Below are 17,935 nucleotides of genomic sequence, written 5' to 3' on the forward strand. Positions count from 1 at the left end.
CCGAATTATTATCCTTGTAAGCGTTTTGCTTCCAGCACGTCAGAAAGTTGTTTTATTTTATTCATAACTCGTTCAAGAGAGTCCTGATCAAAAATTTGCATATCCATATCAATCGTTGCAATTTGTTGTTTCATATCTATGCGACTCGAAACTCCTAAGACGTTTACTTTCTCATTAGCTAAAATTGTTGTTATGTCACGCAATAATCCACTTCTATCACTAGCTATGATGCGAATGACCATGGTATAACTTGCGTTATGATTACCACTCCACACTGCACTGGTGATTCGTTCTGGTGCGTGATTTTTTAGCTCTTGCAGCTGTTCACAGTCTGAGCGATGGATTGAAATACCACGTCCTTGGGTAACAAAACCGACAATTGGATCACCGGGGATAGGGCGACAACAATTAGCAATGGTATAGAGTAAATTATCTACTCCTTCAATAATAATTTCACCACCTTTTATCGATGATGTTTTATTGGTATTTTTGGCTTGAGAGGTTGATTTTTGGGTGATCTGTTTAAGAACAGCTTCATCTTCCTCTTCAGCAGTTGGTTTATTAAATTGGGCATTAATAAAATTAACTAGTTGGTTAATTCTAACATCCCCACTACCTATCCCAGCTAATACTTCGTCAAACGAATGAGCGTTATATTTACTAATCAGAATCTTTTCGACACTTTTTAGACTAATATTTAACGGTTCTAATTCATTGTCTAAAATTTGTTGACCAGCAGCTATATTTTTATCTCGATCTTGTTTTTTAAACCAAGCTTGTATTTTTGCTCGTGCTCGGCTGCTATTTACAAATCCAGTATTTGGATTTAGCCAATCGCGACTTGGATTAGGTTGTTTTTGGGTAATAATTTCAACTTGATCACCCGTTTTTAATATATAGGTAAACGGTACTATGCGCCCCGCAACTTTAGCACCGATACAACGGTGACCAACATCACTATGAATATGATAAGCAAAATCTAATGGGGTTGAACCGGCAGGCAAGTCAACAACATCCCCTTTTGGTGTAAATACATAAACGCGATCATCAAAAATTTGACTACGGACAGTTTCCTGAATTTCACCACTTTCTGACATCTCTTGTTGCCAAGTTAATAATTTACGTAGCCAAGAAATGCGCTGATCGTAGGCAGTCATTTTATCTGTACTGCCTTCTTTGTATTTCCAATGTGCTGCTACACCTAATTCAGCATCATTGTGCATTTGTTCGGTACGTATTTGAATTTCAATAGTTTTATTATTTGGGCCATAAACCACAGTATGAATTGATTGATATCCATTGGGTTTTGGATTGGCGACATAGTCATCAAATTCTTTTGCAATATGTTTATAATGGCTATGTACGATACCTAAGGCATTATAGCAGTCTTCGATTCGATCACAGATGATGCGTACCGCTCGAATATCATATAAATCTTCAAATTGTAGATGTTTACGTTCCATTTTTCGCCATATGCTATAGATATGTTTAGGGCGACCGTAAACTTCGGCACGAATATGATCTTTATTCATCATATCCTGTAAATTTTTAACAAATTGATTGATATATGATTCGCGATCTAGACGTTTCTCATGTAATTTATGGGCAATAAAACGATATTGGTCAGGATGTAAATAACGGAAACAAAAATCTTCAAGCTCCCATTTTAATTGACCAATACCGAGTCGATTAGCTAAGGGGGCATAAATATTAAAGCACTCCTTAGCAGCTAGCACTTGATCTTCTTTTGGCGCATGCATCAAATTTCGTAAATAAGTAATACGCTCAGCTAGTTTAATGACTACACTACGGAAATCATTAACCATCGCAAGTAACATACGACGAATACTATCAATTTGTTCGTTTGTTGCATGACCATTACGGATAGCACGTAGTTGCCTAATGTCCTTCATTTTGACAACACTAGAAAGAATATGAATTATTTCTCGGTCAAAATTTTCTGGTAGATCTTCACGGCAGATAATTTTAGTATCAAAGAAAGGTAGTAAAAGAGCGGTTGCTAAACTATTAATATCCATATTTAAGGTTGATAAAATTTCAACCATTTCAATGGCATTTTCGAAGCAATAGATTTGCTCTGGTTCACCAGCACTATGCTCAAAACAAAAATCCCAAATATCTTTAAATTTTTGATAAGATTCAATATTGGTTAATAACAGTTCTTGTTTTGCCCATCGTTCAACATCAAATTGTGCGAGCGTGTAATGTTCGTCATTTTGTTGATGGGCGCCTCTAATTGATACCATAATTATTATCCTGATTTAGTTAACATCAACATTGATTCAATGTGCTTAGTTTGTGGAAACATATCCAAAATAGCTACTTTTACAATGTTGTATCCTTCCTCAATAAATAGCTTGCAGTCCCTAGCCAATGTAGCAGGATTGCATGAAATATAAACTATTTTTGTCGGTGATATCTTAACAATTTCTGCTGTAGCATTATAAGCACCGGCTCTAGCTGGATCTAATAATACTTTGTCAAATTTTGACTGATTCCATATTGAAAATTGCTGTTTATCTTCTAAATTACAGGTGAAAAACTGAGTTTTAGCACCAATTTTAGCTTTATTTAGTTTAGCATTGATCTTGGCTTTTTCAACCAGAGCCTCAACACCTTCAATACCTGTAACTGATTGGCTTTTTATTGCCATAGGTAATGAGAAATTACCCATACCACAAAATAGGTCGAGTATTTTATCATCTGAAGTTATATCTAACCATTCTAAGGCTTTATCAATCATCTTTTGATTAATTTGACTATTAACTTGTATAAAATCGAGTGGACTGAAAGTTAATTTTAGATGATTAATCAGATAATAATGTTCAGTGCTGCCACTAATATGAATCAGGTCATGACCATGAAAATAGAGTGAAATATTGTGAGTTTCAGCGAATTGTTTTAATAAAATGCTATCTTGCTCTGTGAGTGGCATGGTGTGTCTTAACACAAGGATAATGCCACTATCAACCGCAATCAATTCAATATGGCCAAGCGATTTTTTTTGTTTAATTTGTCTTAAACAAGATTGTAATGGCATTAATAATTTATCTAATTGTTCAACTAATACTGGACAGTGTTCTATATTTATAATTTGGTTTGATTCTGCCTGCCTAAAGCCGATTAATAATTCACCTTTAACTAAATTGATTGCTAATCTAGCTCTCCTACGATAATGATATGGTTGGTCGGCAATGATATTAGGTGAGTTGTCTTTATAGTTCAACTCCGCCCCAGCTTCTTTCTGTAAAAGTTTGATCAAGGCTTCATATTTAGCTTGTTGCTGTAAATTTGATGAAATATGTTGTAATTCACAGCCGCCACATTTTGTATAGTATTTACATTTTGGTGTGACCCGCTGTTGGCTATGATTGTGGTATTTTATAACTTTTGCTTTAGCATAATTTTTTTTATCATCAGTTAATTGGATATCAACTGTTTCATTAGGTAAAGCTGATTTTACAAAAATTGTTTTACCTTTATGATTTGCCACGCCTTGACCAAAGGCATCTAAATTAGTGATAGTAACTGTCAATTTTTGTGCAGTAAGCTTCTTTTTTGTAGGGGTGTAAAAATTAACCATATTAATAAATTGAAGTTATGTTAACCGTTTTAGTAACTCTGTTTTGACATGTAAAGGTACTAAATTAGAGATGTCTCCACCATGCAAAGCAACATCTTTAACAATGGTTGATGAAATAAATCCCATCGCAATCGATGGCATTAAAAAGATAGTATCTAAATCAGGGTTTAATGCTCGGTTCATTTCAGCTAATTGTCTTTCGTATTCAAAATCGTGAGTTGTTCTCACTCCTCTGACTATCACTGTCGCCGCATGTTTTTGGGCGAAGTCAGCCATAAGATTATCAAAGCCAATCACTTCCACATTCAATAAGTGTTCAACCGATGTTGAGGCTAAGTTTACTCGTTCTTCTAAAGTAAACAGCGTTTTTTTATTTGGATTTTGCGCTATAGCTATAATTAAACGGGGAAACAATTGCGATGCGCGGGTAATTAGGTCGATATGACCATTGGTGATTGGATCAAATGTTCCTGGGAAAATCGCTGTGAGCGCTTTGCTTTTCATTTATCTTAATATCCATTAGTGAATAGGGGAATATCATACCTAATTTTAACCTAGATTGTTAGGTTAACTATGTAAAATCTTCGATTTTTTATCCTAAAAAAATCCCTTTCCTCAAATTTTTTGTAGTGATAAAAAATATTGAGGATAACGTAAATGTTAGCTGTTTTATGTCCAATTTTTAACTATAAAATATTCGTTATTCGTTATTCGTTAGGTTTATCTTTATAGTGTACATCACTAAGGTCGCGCAATCTTTCTGCAGCTTGTTCTGGCGTTAGATCTCGTTGCGCTTCTGCAAGCATTTCATAACCGACCATAAATTTTTTAATACTGGCTGAACGTAATAATGGAGGATAAAAATGAGCATGTACTTGCCAATAATCTGCATTACCATTAATAAATGGTGCACTATGCCACCCCATAGAATAAGGAAAAGAGCAATTAAACAAATTATCGTAGCGACAAGTTAATTTTTTTAAGGCTATAGCTAAATCTTTTTGTTCTGATTGAGTTAAATCAGTCAATCTAGGAATATGTTTTTTCGGTAACAATAGTGTTTCAAACGGCCAGACAGCCCAAAATGGAACTACAGCTAACCAATGTTCAGTTTCAACAATAATACGCTGTTGATTGATTAACTCTTTTTGTACATAATCAACTAACAAATTTCGCCCATACTTTTGAAAATAGTTACACATATTAAAATCTTCTCGAGCAATCTCATTCGGGATAAAACTATTTGCCCAAATTTGCCCGTGAGGATGCGGATTGGAACAGCCCATAGCCGCCCCTTTATTTTCAAAAATTTGTACCCATGGATAATTTTTTCCTAATTCTTGTTGTAAGGTGATCCAAGTTTTTATCACTTCTTCAATGGCAGATAAATTTAGTTCGGGTAACGTTTTACTATGGTCGGGAGAAAAACAGATTACTCGGCTTGTACCTTTGGCACTTTGCATTTGGAATAACGGGTCATGACTAATAGGTGAGTCAGGTATATCTTGCATTAACGCGGCAAAATCATTAGTAAAGACAAATGTTCCCGTATAATTAGGATTGATATCACCGGTTACACGTTTATTTCCCGGACATAAAAAACAATCTGCATCATAATAAGGTTTTTGTTCCTCATTTATTGTCTCTTGTTGACCTTGCCAAGGGCGTTTTGCCCTATGCGGCGAAACTAATACCCATTGCTCGGTTAATGGGTTATATCGACGATGTGGATGGTCTACTGGGTTAAAAATATCCATTTATGTCTCTTATTGGTTATTTTCCTATTATTTGCCAAACATTAATTAATCAGGATAGCCTTGAGGATTGCTAGATTGCCAATTCCATGAATCTTTGACCATATCATCAAGGGTTAATTTAGTTTTCCAGCCCAATTGTTGTTCTGCTTTCTTTGTATCTGCCCAAAACGCAGCTAAATCACCAGCACGTCTTGGTGCAAAATGCCAATTAAGTGGTTTTCCTGAAGCTTTTTCAAAGGCTTTTATTACTTGTAGGACACTAAAACCAATTCCTGAACCTAAATTATAGATATGTACTCCAGCTTTATTTTGATCGGCTTTGAGTGCTGCAATATGACCATCAGCCAAATCGACGACATGAATAAAGTCACGAACACAGGTTCCATCAGCTGTTGGATAATCATTACCAAAAACAGATAAAGAGTCTCGTTTTCCAATCGCAACTTGGGTAATATATGGCATTAAATTATTAGGGATACCGAGTGGATCTTCCCCCATTAAACCACTAGGGTGAGCACCAACAGGATTAAAATAACGCAATAAGGTAAGAGACCAATCAGGTTCAGCAACCGCTAAATCCATTATACATTGTTCGACCATCAGCTTACTTTTACCATATGGGCTAGTCGGTAATCCTTGTGGTAATGTTTCGACATAAGGGACGGGAGCTAATTCACCATAAACGGTAGCTGATGAGCTAAACACTAATTGTTTAACTCCAGCTTCACGCATCGCTTTCATTAAAACAATAGTGCCATAGACATTATTTTCATAGTATTCAAGTGGTTTATATACGGATTCGCCTACGGCTTTTAAGCCAGCAAAATGAATAACAGCTTTAATGTCATGTTCATTAAAAATCTTTGTTAGTAACTCAGCATCACAAATATCACCATGATAAAACTCAACTGATTGTCCAGTAATGGTGCGTATTCTTTCTAAAACCGAAGCTTTACTATTGAATAAATTATCAATCACAATCGGAGTATAACCAGAAAGAATTAATTGGACACAAGTATGACTACCAATGTATCCACAACCACCAGTGACTAATATTTTCATCTTGATACCTTAATTTATGCTAATTACGTTTATTGAATTTAGATTAATTATCGAATTTATTAAATTATATTATATTCAGTTTAAAAAGCACTTAATGACCTTAACCATATTATTAAGGATGATTTCAATGCAAAACTGAATTTGATTTAGCCTAGTACTAAATAAGCTCCTTCTAGACCAATATTAACAAAATACTAAAATTAGTCGAATTAAACATCATAGTCATTTGTTTTGCAATAAAAATTTTATCAAATATACAGTTATTGATAAGTGGAAAGAGAAAAGATAAATGAGTAATTATGTATTTTGATGTCCAGAAACGTAATAATAAATAATCATAATTTTTTCACCATAGGTATTTTTTACTATAATGGCTTCTATGGCGAACTTGACAAAGGAGGCATGTTATTTTGATGAAGCTAATAGCTTTAGCAAGTGATAAGCATATTTGCTATCAATTAACATAAAACTAACTGAAGAAAAAACTAATAGCAATATTAAGAGTGATATTTAGTTTTAATAACAAGCTGATAGATAAAATAGATGAAATAATCAAATAAAAGTGAATGATATCCAAATTTACTTTATGAAATTAATTAAAATGTATTAGTAATATAGAGGAGATATTTAGATTGTCTAATCGTTTAAACTTTAAACATTTATAGACAATCTAATTTATTTATTTTTTAAATTCTTTTAGGCGAGTTTCAAAGTCTTGCCACTGATAAAAACCGTCACTATTTGCTACGGCATTTTTTAGCTGAAGTTGGTAATGTTGTGGTGGATGATTGATATCAAGTGGTTGCGCGGTGTAAAGTTGTTCAAAACTTTGATAAACGTATTCAGCTTTAAACAAGTATTCCCCCGATGCTTTATTACGATAACGTTGTAATATAACCATACCACCAATTGGTGTATTTTCACATTGATTAGGAAGTTGGTATTCGGCGAAATCCAAGGCACCAAGTAGTGCAGCAATGGTACTATCATGGCCAACGAGTAAATTTATCTTGTTATTCTTTTGGTGTAACAGATCATCTATCATATTAATTAATAATGCACTATTTTTTCTAGCTATAGATCTGGAATGAAAAACTAAATTAATATAGTGGTTACGAATTTGTATAAGTTGTTGCCATTGTTCTTGGCTGGTTATTTTTCCCCATGCAATTTGTTCTTTAGGAAAAGCTGAATAATACTGTAATAAGAAAGCATCAACAGCACAAATGCCAATTGCTAGAGGCCCTAATAATTCTGGCTCTTCATCTTTTACAAAATGAAGATCATAAGGAATATCAGCAAAATCACATTGATATTCAGCATATAATTGTGAATTTTTATAGTCCAAAATATCCGATAGCATCGCATAAGCTGGCGCTAAATTTTTGAAAATTGATTCAGCTTTATCTGCATCATCAATATCTTTTAATAATGCTTGTTTAGATTCTGGTGAATCATCTTGTACACTTGGATCAAATATAGGGTCCATTTTTTCAATGGTATATTTGTGGTTAACCGGGATATCATAACCCGCAAAAGCCCCTGTAACTAAGAATTGAGCGGTGGCAACTGTTCTTTGAAGACTATTAGCATAAACATATATATCAGGATTTTCCGGTGTAAGGCGAATGTTTTGTTGTTCAAGCCATTGCGATAGATAATGTCCAAAATAAGATTCTAAAACCCCTCCTCTGGTAGTTAAATAACCATAAGCATGATCCCAACTTGGCCATTTCAATGGGCTAGCTTTTTCTAAAAACTCTATGGTGTTTGCTAATGGAGTGCGTATTCCATGACGACTTAGTATTACAACTTTATCTAATTGGTATTGATCTTTTTTCATTTAGTTATCCATCCTTGTTTATGCAAATAATTTAAAACGAAATCTCGTTGCCCTTTGTTAATTGTTTCGGCAATTTTATCACTCCAACCATTTGTTTTTTGATTAATATCTCTGTGACCATAATAGTCACGCATTTGGCTATCATATTGTGCTAATAATTGATGATTAATCGATTGATAATGATTTTCAAAAAAAACTAATTGTTTTGGTAATCGTGGTTTAATATCAGGATTTTGGTCAGGATAACCAATACAAAGTCCAAATAAAGGAAGAACATATTTAGGTAGCGCAAGTAATTCGGTCACTTTAGCAATATTATTGCGTAAACCGCCGATGTATACCGTACCTAAACCTAATGACTGCGCTGCAATCACCGCATTTTGAGCCATAAGTGTGGTATCAATACAACCCACTAGAAGTTGCTCGGCTTTTTCAAGTGGAATGGTAGCATCAATTTGAAAATGACGGTTAAAATCGGCACAAAACACCCAAAACTCTGGCGCTTGAACTATATAACTCTGATCGCCTGAATAATGAGCTAATTCTGATCTTTTCTCACTATCAGTGATTCTAATGATGGTTGCGCATTGTAAAAAGTTTGAACTTGGAGCCGATTGTGCTGCTTGAATAATTTCATTAATCTGTTCACTTGTTAATGGTGTTGATTTATAAGATCGAATTGAACGACGCTGGCAAATTAAATCAATTGTCTTATTTGTCATAACGGCTCCTTAATATCACTGTTTTTTTATAAATTGCAAATCCCAAACACCATGCCCCAGATTTTGACCGCGTTTTTCGAATTTGGTAATAGGGCGATCTTCAGGTCTTGGAATATAGTCATTAGTGGCAGATAAATTTTTAAATCCCTCCGCTTGATTTAATACTTCAAGCATATGCTCTGCATAGTGTTGCCAATCGGTAGCTAAATGTAAAATACCATCAGTCTTTAATTTTCTATGAATTAAAGCAACAAAATTAGGTTGAATGATTCGACGTTTATTGTGTCTTGCTTTATGCCATGGATCGGGGAAGAAAATTTGCACCTTATCTAATGAGTTATCAGGTATCATGTTTTCTAACACTTCAACGGCATCATGGCACATAACTTTTAAATTAGATAATTGATTTTCCTCAATTGCCATTAAACAAGCTCCAACGCCCGGTTTATGGACTTCAATACCTAAAAAGTTCTTGGATGGGGCATTTTTTGCCATTTCAATTAATGAAGCGCCCATACCAAAACCGATTTCAAACACCACTGGTTTATTATCTTCAAAAACAATTGGTGAGATAGCATTGTACTCAACACCATAGATAGGCCATAAATGCGTTAAAGCCTGTTGTTGTCCTTTAGTTAAACGGCCTTGTCTTAATACAAAACTTCGTATTGTTCGTTTAGATTCTATTACTTGGTTATTTGTGTCTAATTGTTCACTCATTGCGTATCTGCTGTTAGGTTAAATAGGTTATTAGGATAATTGAGCATCTTAGCTATATAGTAGTTTACCTGATTTTTTATTTACTTCAAAAAAACATCTTATTAACTTAGTTTTTTATATATTAATGTGATGAATGTAAAATATTTTTAATAAATTTTTATAATGTGGTTGAGCATAATCTGTAAATGATTATATAATTGTGATCCCGATTTAACCGATTACGTTTTATGTAATCATGATTACATGCTTGAGGATTTCTCGTGCCTGATATGAAGCTTTTTGCTGGTAACGCCACACCCGAACTAGCAAAACGTATAGCTAATCGTCTTTATACTTCTCTTGGTGATATTATTGTTAGCCGTTTTAGTGACGGTGAAGTAAATGTCCAAATTAATGAAAATGTCCGTGGTGAAGATGTTTTTATTATCCAATCAACTTGTGCGCCTACCAATGACAATTTAATGGAATTATTAGTGATGATTGATGCGATGCGTCGAGCATCTGCTGGTCGTATTACTGCTGTTATTCCTTATTTTGGTTATGCAAGACAAGATCGTCGCGTACGTTCAGCCCGTGTGCCTATTACAGCCAAAGTTGTTGCTGACTTTTTATCGACTGTAGGTGTTGATAGGGTTTTAACCGTTGATCTTCATGCTGAACAGATTCAAGGTTTCTTTGATGTACCCGTTGATAATGTGTTTGGTAGCCCTGTTATTTTAGAAGATATGTTGCAACGTGATTTTGAACGCCCAATCGTGGTATCTCCAGATATTGGTGGTGTGGTTCGTGCTCGTGCTATTGCTAAACTTTTAAATGACACTGATATGGCTATTATCGATAAACGTCGTCAACGAGCTAACGAAGCAGAAGTGATGAATATTATCGGTGATGTTGCTGATAGAGATTGTATTTTAGTTGATGACATGATCGATACGGCAGGAACACTTTGTAAAGCGGCTGATGCATTAAAAGCTCGTGGCGCAAAACGTGTCTTTGCTTATGCAACTCACCCAATTTTCTCAGGAAAAGCTGTAAGTAACATTAAAGACTCTGCTATTGATGAAATTGTAGTTTGTGACACAATTCCATTAACAGCGGAAGTTAAAGCATTGAAAAATGTGCGTCAACTTACATTATCAGGTATGCTTGCTGAAGCAATTCGACGTATTAGTAACGAAGAATCGATTTCAGCAATGTTCCATCAATAATCTTTTCTTCTGAATTAGATAAATGCCCCTATTAGGGGCTTTTTTGTAATAACAGGATAATTAACGATTAAACTATTATGTCAACAATCAAACTAATTGTAGGGTTAGCCAATCCGGGTAATGAATATGCCGCAACTCGCCATAATGCGGGAGCTTGGTATGTTGATTTACTTGCTGAACGTTATAATCAACCATTAAAAAATGATCCTAAATTTTTTGGATATAGTTCTCGAATTAACATCAATGGGCATGATGTTCGTTTGTTAGTACCAACTACCTTTATGAATTTAAGTGGTAAAGCAGTGCAAGCAATGGCTTCTTTTTATCAAATTAAGCCTGATGAGATATTAATTGCTCATGATGAGTTAGATCTTAATCCAGGGATTGCCAAATTAAAATTTGGCGGTAGTCATGGTGGCCATAATGGCTTAAAAGACATTGCCAGTAAACTTGGCAATAATCTGAATTTCTATCGATTAAGAATTGGCATTGGCCATCCAGGCGATAAAAATAAAGTAGTTGGTTATGTCTTAAATAAACCCTCTAAACCAGAGCAAGAATTAATTGATAAAGCTATTGATGAATCAGTCTATTGTACTAATATTTTATTAATTGATGGAATTGAAAGTGCGATGAATCGTTTGCATGCATTTAAAGCTTAAAGTTGTTAACAATAGCGTGTTTTAATTAATTGACTATAAAAAAATCCACCTGATAAACAGGTGGATAACAAATCACGTATCAATTCTGATTAAGAAAATAAATGAGAAACATTACCACCTTTTTCAGCTATTTTCTTCATTACTTCTTTTATTAACCATGTATTCATCGATGCGGTATCGTCAGTACTGCCGGTATAATTAAGTTCGGTGGCGAGTTTTTTACGTGCATCTAAACTACTATCGATACCTAATAATTTCAATAAATCAACAATAGATGTTTTCCAATTAAGTTTTTCTGGAAATTTTTTAGCCAAATTATCCAAAATTGACATGACATCGATCTCAGATATCGGCGCTTTGTTGTCCGATGTGTTTTGTTGATTTTGATCGGAATTACTATTATTTGTGTTATTACTTGAAGTATTATCTGAAGTTTTGTCTTTTACTGTGTCAGTGATTTTATCAACTTGCTCTTTCACTGCATCTTTAGCATGACCTACAGCGGCTTGTGCGCTTGGAAATATTTTTGAAAAAATATTATTTAAGATACCCATATTACACCCCTTATGTTTAAACTGCTTATTAAAAAACTGCTTAACGATATAGATGTAGAAAATATCCCTTTAAGTATAGCGGTTAAGTATAAATTATGTCAAAACCACAATCCTTTAATAGCATTTTTTGTAATATTGCTTATAAACGCAAAAATATTGACTGCTTTTATTAGGTATTCTTGTTTAGGCTATTTAACTATTAATTTAAACAGGTTTATCTTTTGGCTCTATAAATTTATTATACCAATTATATAAATATGTGTGATATGTATCGCGATTTTTTAAATATTTTTAATATATTGGTTAAAAATACTAGCATATTTGGTTTACCAATTGTAATATGGATTTTATTAATTCACTTTAAACAATAGAAAACAGCTATAGACTAAGAAATTGGCTTGCAAATTTAATTCTTTAATTTGATTAAAAATGTTTCAATTAGTAGATATCAATGATAATTCTGAAAAATAATTATTTATAGTAAAAACATCCTAACTATATAAGGAAAATAGCGTGTATATCACGCTATTTTTATATGTAAATTATGGAAAATAAAAAAAGCCCATAATCAGGGCTTTCAATACAGAAAAATTATTTTTTATTCGAAAAATGCACGTTTAATTGCGTATTCAACCCCCCGGATTTCAGCTAAACCTCTTAAGCGTCCTATTGCCGAATAACCTGGATTAGTTTTCTTTTTAAGATCATCAAGCATCTGGTGACCATGATCAGGACGAACGGGTATTAAACGGTTTATGCCAGCCTTTTTGCGACGTTCTTCTTCCGCAATAAGTACTTTTATTACGCCATACATATCAACGTCTCCAGCTAGGTGATCGCCTTCGTGGAAAGATAATGGATTATCTTCACGTACTGTTGCACGTAGATGAATAAAATAAACTCGATCGGCAAATTTTTCAGCCATAGTAACTAAATCATTATCACTACGAACACCATAAGAGCCAGTACAAAAGCAAAAACCATTATGGATACTATCAACAGTCTCTTTTATCCATTGCATATCTTCAATCGTTGAAACAATGCGAGGTAGACCTAAAATCGGTCTAGGAGGATCATCTGGATGAACAGTTAATACAACGCCAACTTCTTCTGCAACAGGTACAATAGCTTTTAAGAAATAAGCATAGTTTTCGCGTAATTTAGCTTTATCAATACCATCATAAGTTGCAAGATGAGCTCGAAACTGATCAAGTGAATAACCTTCTTCAGCGCCAGGTAAACCAGCAATAATGTTTGCGACCAGTTTATCTTTATCGGCTTGTGTCATTTGTTCAAAGTAAGTTTTTGCTGAAAGGATATCTTCTTGACTATAATCTTTTTCGGCATTAGGTCGTTGTAAAATATGGATATCAAATGCTGCAAAGGCAATTTGATCAAAGCGAAGAGCTCTTGAACCATCTGGTAATTGATAACCAAGATCGGTGCGAGTCCAGTCTAATACCGGCATAAAATTGTAACAAACAGTATCAATACCACAAGCGGCTAAATTACGAATAGATTGTTGATAATTAGCAATATGTTGTTCAACGTTACCTGAATGGGTTTTTATCTCTTCATGAACTGGAATACTTTCGACAACTGACCAAGTGAGGCCTTTATCTTCGATTATTTTTTTTCGCTTTTGAATTTCATCAATAGTCCATACTTCACCATTAGGTATATGGTGCAATGCTGTAACAATTCCGGTTGCTCCGGATTGTCTAATATCATCCAATGATACTGGGTCGCTAGGTCCAAACCAACGCATTGTTTGTTCCATCTAAAATCTCCTCAATGATTCTTTATTTAATAAGTCATTCTTAAATGAAGATCCATTAACAATGCATATTTTCAGCTATTGGTTAACAATAGTGACCGGAATAGAGTCAAATAAATAACCATCAAAATTTGGATCTTCACTGTCAGAAACAGTCATTAATGTTTGTTTAACATTTTCTAAGTGTTGCCACATAGCATGGCGTGCAGCCATAGCATCTTTTAACTGTAAAGCTTGTAGAATTTTTTCATGATCATATAGCCACTTTTTACGGTAACTATGATCGGTAATTCTACTTTGTAGCTGGTCCCACATTTTACTTGTAGATCGTTTAGCCCATAGATCTGTCAATAAACGTTCAAGTACAGAATTTTTGGTAGCTCGTGCTATAGCAATATGAAACATTTCATCAGCACTATAGTCATCAAGAACTTCTTGTTCTAATATTTTCCGTTCTTGTTCCAATATTGCTCTTAATTCAACAATATCTGCTTTGACAATCTGTGAAGCTGCAAAAGCGGCAATATTGCTTTCAATTAATTGTCTAGCTTGTAATAATTCAAATGGACCTAAATCTTCTTCTTCAATTTTTCTATCTTTTTCAGATAAGACTTCATCAGGTAAACCAATTACATAAACACCGGAGCCTTTTTTTACTGCAACTAAATTTTCAAGCTCTAGCATAATCAACGCTTCACGAACTACTGTTCTACTGACATTAAAAGTTTCAGCAATGTCTCTTTCTGGTGGGAGCCGATCACCAATTTTAAAAGTTCCACTTTTTAATAATGATTTCAACTCATTACCAATTTCTTGATAAAGTCGATTGACCCTTGGCATAATCTATAGTCCTTAGAATACTTTAAAGTTTAATGTAGATAATTATACGCTAATTATTACAACTCCTCTAAGCCTATAATAACAGAAAGTCGTTTCAGTTTTTATATTGGTTTACCAATATTTTTCGGTATTATAGTGTTTTTTTGCAAAATAACTCATAATATAAACCAAAAAATGTGATGTTCGTCACAAAAATAAAAAAATAAAGGTGAAAATTTTATCAACAAATGAAAATATGTCTAACCAATAAATACTGTCAACTAGTTAATAATGGTGTGTTACATGTTAAATTTATCAAATACTCCCCAATCAATCGAACACAAACCTTTATATGATCGAGAAAAAATGGTAGCGCGGATTGTACATATAGGTTTTGGGGCTTTTCATCGAGCTCATCAGGCATTATTTACTGATCGTCTGTTAAATAAAGGTAACAGTGATTGGGCCATTTGTGAGGTGAATATTGTTGGCGGTGAAGAGCTTATTAATGATATTCGAAAACAAGATCATCTCTATACGGTTTTAGAAAAAGGTGCAACGTCTAAACAAGCCTATATTATTGGCAGTGTGAAAGAATCATTATTAGCGCCAATAGATGGTATTGAAGCTATTTTAGAAAAAATGGCTGATCCGGTAATCGAGATTGTTTCATTGACGGTAACCGAAAAAGGTTATTGTATGTTACCAGGTGGTGCTGGCTTGGATTTAAATAATCAATTAATTAAATCTGATCTGAGTTCGCCAACTAAACCTATGTCAGCTCCTGGCGTGATTGTTGAGGCCTTATATAGACGGATGCAACGAGGTTTAAAATCATTTACTGCTTTATCATGTGATAATATGCCTGAAAATGGTTTGGTATTAAAAAAAGCGATTCTAGACTTAGCAAATGCACGTGATCCAGAGTTAGCCCAATGGATTGAAACCAACACCACTTTCCCTTGTACCATGGTTGATCGTATTGTACCAGCTGCGACAGCCGAAACATTAACAGAAATTCAAGATGTACTAGGCGGTATGTTTGATCCTTGTGGTATAGCTTGTGAACCATTTATTCAATGGGTTATTGAAGATAATTTTGTTACTACTCGACCTAATTGGAATGAAGTTGGCGCTGAATTTGTTGATAATGTTGTCCCATATGAAGCAATGAAACTTCGAATGTTAAATGGTAGCCATTCATTCTTAGCATATTTAGGTTATTTAGCTGGTTATGAGAATATTAATGATTGTATGAATGATGAGGCTTATAAACAGGCAACTTTATCATTAATGCTACAACAACAAGCTCCAACTTTAAATGTTCCACCACAGGTTAATTTACAGCAATATGCTGAAAAATTGATTGAAAGATTTAGTAATCCATCACTAAAACATCGAACATGGCAAATAGCCATGGATGGAACGCAAAAACTACCACAACGTTTACTTGATTCAATTCGTTGGCATATCAAACATAATTCTGATTTTTCTTTACTTGCTTTAGGTGTGGCTGGCTGGATGCGTTATGTTGGTGGTATTGATGATCATAAACAAATAATCGATCTTCGTGACCCAATGGTGGATGAGTTAAAAAAACTAGTAACCGCCAGTGATGATGGTATTGGGCGAGTCAATGCTTTATTAACTTTAGACGCTGTTTTTGGATCTGATCTACCAAATAATTCATTATTTAAAGATAAAGTAACTCAACATTATCTTTGTTTAATGGAGAATGGTGCAAAACAAACTATTCAGGATTTATTTTTTTAAATTGGGCTTTAGAGTATGAAAAAATTTTTAGATGATAACTTTTTGTTACAAACTGATGCAGCACAAAAGCTTTATTTTGATTATGCTAAAGATCAACCTATATATGATTATCATTGTCATTTACCACCAAAAGATATCGCTGAGAATAAAAATTTCGGTAATTTAACTGAAATTTGGTTAGCTGGTGACCATTATAAATGGCGAGTATTGCGAACTGCTGGTGTCGATGAAAAATTTATAACTGGTACCGCATCTGATTATGAAAAATATCTTACATGGGCAAAAGTTGTTCCTTTAACACTAGGAAACCCTATTTATCATTGGACCCATTTAGAGTTAAAGAGACCATTTTGTATAAAAAATATTATTCTTAATGAAAAAACAGCTGATCAAATATGGGCTGAAGCTAATGCTAAATTAGCAACAGCTGAGTTTTCTACTCGCGGGATTTTAACTCAAATGAATGTTAAAGCCGTTGGTACAACTGATGATCCCATCGATTCACTTGAATATCATAAACAAATTGCATTAGATACCTCATTTCAGACTAAAGTAAGGCCTAGCTGGAGGCCAGATAAAGTCTTCAAAATAGAATTGGCTGGTTTTGTTGAGTACATTACTGAATTAGGCAAAGTTACGGATATTGAAATTGATAATTTTGACAAACTACTTTGTGCATTAACCAAACGCCTAGATCATTTTGAACAGCATGGCTGTGAAGCATCAGATCACGGTATAGAAATTTTACGTTATGCCGACATTCCTACCGGAAAACAGCTTGATCAAATAATAACAAAACGCCTTGCTAATCAATCCCTTTCTGAATTAGAAATTGCTCAATTTAGTACCGCGGTATTGGTTTGGTTAGGTAAGCAATATCATAAACGCAATTGGGTAATGCAATTACACTTAGGTGCGCTACGTAATAATAATCAAAGAATGTTTAAATTACTTGGCCCTGATGCTGGATTTGATTCGATTGGCGATAGACCAATTGCCGAACCACTCTCTTCATTATTAGGTATTTTAGACTTAACTGACGAATTACCGAAAACTATTTTATATTGCCTAAACCCTCGTGACAATGAAGTGTTAGCTACTATGGCTGGTAACTTTCAAGGTTCAGGCATTGCAGGAAAAATTCAATTTGGATCTGGTTGGTGGTTCAATGACCAGAAAGATGGCATGGAACGCCAAATTATGCAACTTTCTCAAATGGGATTATTAAGTCAATTTGTTGGTATGTTAACTGATTCTCGTAGTTTCTTATCCTTTACCAGACATGAGTATTTTAGGCGAATTCTTTGCAATATGGTGGGACATTGGATGGAAAATGGCGAAATTCCTGCTGATTTTGATTTAGTTGGCAATATGATTAGAAATATATGTTTTAACAATACAAGTCATTATTTTTCTAAATAGCAATAATTCAAA

The 17,935-nt window shown here is 34.1% G+C and carries 15 protein-coding genes; 4 read left to right on the plus strand and 11 right to left on the minus strand.

What is annotated here, in order from left to right; genetic code table 11:
* Nucleotides 1–8 precede the first annotated feature (8 nt).
* From relA to trmB, 8 genes are all read right to left on the minus strand, one after another.
* Nucleotides 9–2,267, minus strand: coding sequence for a GTP diphosphokinase (relA, locus tag H3T54_RS09170; protein ID WP_110448463.1), 2,259 nt, complete (start codon nucleotides 2,265–2,267; stop codon nucleotides 9–11).
* 5 nt (nucleotides 2,268–2,272) lie between these two features.
* Complete coding sequence (gene rlmD / locus H3T54_RS09175) at nucleotides 2,273–3,604, minus strand: 23S rRNA (uracil(1939)-C(5))-methyltransferase RlmD (protein WP_198222195.1); 1,332 nt, start codon at nucleotides 3,602–3,604, stop codon at nucleotides 2,273–2,275.
* Between the two features lie 15 nt (nucleotides 3,605–3,619).
* The gene (gene coaD, locus H3T54_RS09180; RefSeq protein ID WP_065651485.1) at nucleotides 3,620–4,108 is read right to left on the minus strand and encodes a pantetheine-phosphate adenylyltransferase; all 489 of its coding nucleotides are present in this window, start codon (nucleotides 4,106–4,108) and stop codon (nucleotides 3,620–3,622) included.
* Nucleotides 4,109–4,311: 203 nt separating this feature from the next.
* On the minus strand, nucleotides 4,312–5,361 hold the full coding sequence (gene galT / locus H3T54_RS09185) for a galactose-1-phosphate uridylyltransferase (protein WP_198222197.1): 1,050 nt from the start codon (nucleotides 5,359–5,361) through the stop codon (nucleotides 4,312–4,314).
* A gap of 45 nt (nucleotides 5,362–5,406) precedes the next feature.
* The gene (gene galE / locus H3T54_RS09190) at nucleotides 5,407–6,423 is read right to left on the minus strand and encodes a UDP-glucose 4-epimerase GalE (RefSeq protein WP_198201297.1); all 1,017 of its coding nucleotides are present in this window, start codon (nucleotides 6,421–6,423) and stop codon (nucleotides 5,407–5,409) included.
* A 679-nt stretch (nucleotides 6,424–7,102) separates the two neighbouring features.
* Nucleotides 7,103–8,266 (minus strand): bifunctional glucose-1-phosphatase/inositol phosphatase, encoded by a 1,164-nt coding sequence (gene agp, locus H3T54_RS09195; protein WP_110448457.1) that lies wholly within the window; start codon nucleotides 8,264–8,266, stop codon nucleotides 7,103–7,105.
* Nucleotides 8,263–8,988, minus strand: a complete 726-nt coding sequence (gene nfsA, locus H3T54_RS09200; protein WP_198222199.1) for an oxygen-insensitive NADPH nitroreductase — start codon at nucleotides 8,986–8,988, stop codon at nucleotides 8,263–8,265. The genes agp and nfsA overlap by 4 nt, the downstream gene beginning before the upstream one ends.
* Nucleotides 8,989–9,003: 15 nt before the next feature.
* Nucleotides 9,004–9,708: a tRNA (guanosine(46)-N7)-methyltransferase TrmB gene (trmB, locus tag H3T54_RS09205; RefSeq protein ID WP_110448455.1), complete on the minus strand. Its 705-nt coding sequence runs from the start codon at nucleotides 9,706–9,708 to the stop codon at nucleotides 9,004–9,006.
* A 260-nt stretch (nucleotides 9,709–9,968) separates the two neighbouring features.
* Between trmB and H3T54_RS09210 the strand changes: the two genes are divergently transcribed.
* Complete coding sequence (locus H3T54_RS09210) at nucleotides 9,969–10,916, plus strand: ribose-phosphate pyrophosphokinase (protein WP_086319756.1); 948 nt, start codon at nucleotides 9,969–9,971, stop codon at nucleotides 10,914–10,916.
* A gap of 77 nt (nucleotides 10,917–10,993) precedes the next feature.
* Nucleotides 10,994–11,578: an aminoacyl-tRNA hydrolase gene (gene pth, locus H3T54_RS09215; RefSeq protein WP_198222201.1), complete on the plus strand. Its 585-nt coding sequence runs from the start codon at nucleotides 10,994–10,996 to the stop codon at nucleotides 11,576–11,578.
* An 89-nt stretch (nucleotides 11,579–11,667) separates the two neighbouring features.
* Here the strand turns inward: pth and H3T54_RS09220 are convergent, their stop codons facing one another.
* The 3 genes from H3T54_RS09220 to H3T54_RS09230 all read right to left on the minus strand — a co-directional run bounded on the left by H3T54_RS09220 (nucleotide 11,668) and on the right by H3T54_RS09230 (nucleotide 14,749).
* Nucleotides 11,668–12,132: a DUF3597 domain-containing protein gene (locus H3T54_RS09220; RefSeq protein WP_086364764.1), complete on the minus strand. Its 465-nt coding sequence runs from the start codon at nucleotides 12,130–12,132 to the stop codon at nucleotides 11,668–11,670.
* A gap of 598 nt (nucleotides 12,133–12,730) precedes the next feature.
* Entirely contained in the window at nucleotides 12,731–13,912 is a 1,182-nt protein-coding gene (uxuA, locus tag H3T54_RS09225) for a mannonate dehydratase (protein WP_198222203.1), read from the minus strand.
* Nucleotides 13,913–13,987: 75 nt separating this feature from the next.
* Complete coding sequence (locus H3T54_RS09230; RefSeq protein WP_110448452.1) at nucleotides 13,988–14,749, minus strand: GntR family transcriptional regulator; 762 nt, start codon at nucleotides 14,747–14,749, stop codon at nucleotides 13,988–13,990.
* 282 nt (nucleotides 14,750–15,031) lie between these two features.
* Here H3T54_RS09230 and H3T54_RS09235 point away from each other — a divergent pair, with 282 nt between their 5' ends.
* Both H3T54_RS09235 and uxaC read left to right on the plus strand, forming a co-directional pair.
* A complete protein-coding gene (locus H3T54_RS09235) occupies nucleotides 15,032–16,501 on the plus strand; it encodes a mannitol dehydrogenase family protein (RefSeq protein WP_198222205.1) in 1,470 nt (489 codons plus the stop codon).
* Between the two features lie 15 nt (nucleotides 16,502–16,516).
* A complete protein-coding gene (gene uxaC, locus H3T54_RS09240) occupies nucleotides 16,517–17,923 on the plus strand; it encodes a glucuronate isomerase (protein ID WP_198222207.1) in 1,407 nt (468 codons plus the stop codon).
* Nucleotides 17,924–17,935 lie beyond the last annotated feature (12 nt).

It is taken from the genome of Gilliamella sp. B14384G10, assembly GCF_016101685.1.
Lineage (GTDB): Bacteria > Pseudomonadota > Gammaproteobacteria > Enterobacterales > Orbaceae > Gilliamella > Gilliamella apis_A.